The 2,956-nt window shown below is 67.7% G+C and carries 4 protein-coding genes, 1 other RNA gene and 1 pseudogene; all 6 read right to left on the bottom strand.

The genetic code is table 11. The features are described from left to right. On the bottom strand, positions 1 to 198 hold a 198-nt coding region (mraW, locus tag Q7V15_RS11750; RefSeq protein ID WP_304755767.1), incomplete at its 3' end, for a 16S rRNA (cytosine(1402)-N(4))-methyltransferase. Next, a complete protein-coding gene (locus Q7V15_RS11745; RefSeq protein ID WP_304755765.1) occupies positions 195 to 662 on the bottom strand; it encodes a division/cell wall cluster transcriptional repressor MraZ in 468 nt (155 codons plus the stop codon). The genes mraW and Q7V15_RS11745, both read right to left, overlap by 4 nt. 277 nt (positions 663 to 939) lie before the next feature. After that, an RNA gene (gene rnpB, locus Q7V15_RS11740) (RNase P RNA component class A) lies at positions 940 to 1,335 on the bottom strand. Between the two features lie 44 nt (positions 1,336 to 1,379). After that, the gene (locus Q7V15_RS11735) at positions 1,380 to 1,988 is read right to left on the bottom strand and encodes an FMN-binding negative transcriptional regulator (RefSeq protein ID WP_304755763.1); all 609 of its coding nucleotides are present in this window, start codon (positions 1,986 to 1,988) and stop codon (positions 1,380 to 1,382) included. Then, positions 1,988 to 2,707 carry an N-acetylmuramoyl-L-alanine amidase gene (locus Q7V15_RS11730; protein ID WP_304755762.1) on the bottom strand — a complete coding sequence of 240 codons (720 nt, stop codon included), beginning with the start codon at positions 2,705 to 2,707 and terminating at the stop codon, positions 1,988 to 1,990. The genes Q7V15_RS11735 and Q7V15_RS11730 overlap by 1 nt, the downstream gene beginning before the upstream one ends. 4 nt (positions 2,708 to 2,711) lie before the next feature. Continuing rightward, positions 2,712 to 2,956, bottom strand: a pseudogene (locus tag Q7V15_RS11725) (EamA/RhaT family transporter); the annotation flags it as partial.

Below are 2,956 nucleotides of genomic sequence, written 5' to 3'. Positions count from 1 at the left end.
GCGATCGGCCGGCAGGTCGGAGGAAAAGCGCGCGGCGGTGGGGTCCCGATCAAAGGCGGTGACCCGGGCGCCGGCGGCCAGAAAGGCGCGCGTATAGCCGCCCGCCCCGAAGGTGCCGTCAATGATGAGGTCTCCGGCCTTGATCGCCAGGGCCTCGACCACCTCGTCCAGCAGGACCGGAAGATGGGGCGCGCTCATGACGCGACGCCCAGGCGGGCGGCGCGCTGGTCGGCGCGCATCTTGGCCAGGCCCTCGCGGGCCAGTTCGCGCTGGGCGGCGCGGTGGGCCTGGAAGGCGTCTCGTTCCCAGATCTGGAAACGGTCGCCCAGGCCGACGATGACGACCCAGTCGGACAGGCCAAACAGGTCGCAGAGGGTCTCCGGCAGGGTCACCCGGCCTGCTGTGTCGAAGGACAGGCGCGCCATGCCCCCGAGGACGGAAACTTCAAGGGCCGAGCGCAGCGGATCGCCGAACTCCAGCTCCTCGATCAGGCCGTTGTAGCGATCGAACAGGGCCTTGCCGCCCCCCTCAATGCAGTCGGCCTCAATGGAGGGAAAGCAGACGACGCCATCGAAGGGGCCCGACACGAGGGCGCGGAACTCCTGCGGCACCACGAGGCGCCGCTTGGCATCCAACTGCTTCTCGAAGGTCGAGACAAACATTCGCGCCCGACACCCTCTCCCGCGACCCCCACCGGCCGCTGACCCCACCATCCCGCTGGCGCGCCAACGGAGTCCGCCAAGCCCCAGCGAACAGGAAATGGGTTAACATGGGATGGATTGGGCTGCAATGACTCTAGAGGACAGAATCCCCAGAATACAAAGATGTCGCACGAGGTTTATGGTTAACGCACGTAAACACTCCACAGAACATACACGGAACATGTTAAGTATAGTGGGGATTGGACGCTCTGCGCGGTTCGCGGCGAAGGAGGAGTGGCGGATCAGACGGCCTATAAGCCGGGTTCTGTGCCACCCGGCCCAAGGCGAACCTTGGGGCCGGATGCGACGACCATTCCTCTGGACCGGCCCTTGCGGGACGGTTCTCGCGACCAACCCGGACGCCTCAGGCCAACGACGGCCCTACCGGCTTGCGCCGGCGCGGAATCCCTATTCGGTCTTGCTCCTGGCGGGGCTTGCCGTGCCGTCGACGTCGCCGCCAACGCGGTGCGCTCTTACCGCACCCTTTCACCCTTACCTCTCCGGAGAGAGGCGGTTTGCTTTCTGTGGCGCTTTCCCTGGGGTCGCCCCCGGCGGGCGTTACCCGCCGCCATGTCGTTGTGGAGCCCGGACTTTCCTCGACCGCCGAAGCGACCGCGGCCGCCCAGCCGTCTGATCCGCGCAGATCAGTGGGCGCAGGGGCGCCTGCGGTCAAGAGTGTCAGTCAGAGGCGCCCGGCCCCATCGCCCTGGCGATGGGGTGATCCCCGAGCGCCGCGGCCACGCGAGCCCGCTCATCAGCCGCCTTGTTCTGCGAAAGCTTGACCGTGCTTTCCAGCCGGCGCGGCCGCAACCTGAACCCCTGGATGCCGGCGAGCATGGCTTCAAAACGCCCGGGCGACATCTTCTGGCGCGTCCAAGGGGCCTTAGGCGCGAGCCTGGCTTCTTCCTGGGCTGACAGATCATCCAGCAACGCCACAAGCCCTAGGTCATCGAGGGGCGTCACCTCACCCTCGGCCTCGACAGTGAGGTAGTTCCAGGTGGGAACCTGATCAGCCGCCGCGTACCAGTCCGGGCTGACATAGGCGTCCGGCCCCTGGGAGACCGCCAGGGCGCGCCCGCCCCTGGCGAAGGTCGCTGTCAGGGCGTTGTTGCGCGACAGGTGAAAGTCGAGGGTCAGCCCCTGCCCCTCCCGCCGGACGACCACGGGGGCGTGGGCGACCCGCAGGCCCGCCTCACCGGCGGCGAAAAACCCCATGAACGGATAGACCGACAGGTGAGCGAGGATCGCCTCGACCTCCGTCACCCGAAAGGGCGCGGCCGGATGCATCAGGCCTGGGCTCGCAGCAGGGCGATCAGCCTCGCGCGGGTTTCGCCGTCGGCGACTCCGTCCACCTGGTGCGGTCTCCAGTGGCGCTGGAAGGCGCTGATGACCGTCGTCGTCGCCGCATCGAACCTGCCCGAAGGCGGACACTCATAGCCCAGGCGGGTGAGTCCTGCCTGCAGAGCGAACACACCAGCGCCCTCGGCGCCTTCGATCAGCGGCGCGCCGGGGGCCGGGTCAGGCTCGACCCACAGGCCGTGGCCCGCTTCGGCCAGGGTCTTCCAGGGAAACAGTTCGCCCGGATCAATCTTGCGGGCCGGCGCCACGTCGGAATGGGCGATGATGTCGCCGTCAGCGATCATCCAGCGGGTGCGAATATCGGCCGTGAGCGCGATGACGGCGGCGATCTGGGCCTCTGGAAAGGGCCGATAGCCGAACTCATGACCGGGATTGACGATCTCGATCCCGATGGAGCGGCCGTTGATGTCCCGCTCGCCCTTCCAGAACGAGACCCCGGCGTGCCAGGCGCGGCGTTCCTCGGCCACCAGGGTGAAGATGCGGCCGTCCTCCTCCACCACATAGTGGGCGCTGACCTTGGCCTCGGGGTCGCGCAGGCGGGCGATGGCGGCCTCGCCGCTCTCCATCCCCGTATAGTGCAGTACGAGGATGTCCGGGGGGCCGGCCCGTTCGTTGAAGTTGGGCGAAGGCGCGGGGATGATGTCCATGGCCCTATTCGGCGCGATTTCGCCAGGCGAGCAAGAGGGGGGCGACCTGATTGGGCCGAAGGGCGATGATCAGGACGCCAGCGAGGGCCACCGCCGTGCCGATGGCCATGCGCGGACCGAAGGGATCGCTCATGATCGCGACCCCCAGGGCGATGGTGGCCAGAGGGGTCATCAGGGTCAGCGGCGAGATCAGATTGGCCTCATAGCGCTGGATCAGACCGTCATAGGCGGTGTGGGCGGCCACCGAGA

The sequence above is a fragment of the Phenylobacterium sp. genome (genome assembly GCF_030651755.1).
In the GTDB taxonomy this organism is placed as follows: domain Bacteria; phylum Pseudomonadota; class Alphaproteobacteria; order Caulobacterales; family Caulobacteraceae; genus Phenylobacterium.
The sequence above is the reverse complement of the archived record's forward strand: the minus strand, read 5'-3'. Positions and strand labels throughout refer to the sequence as shown.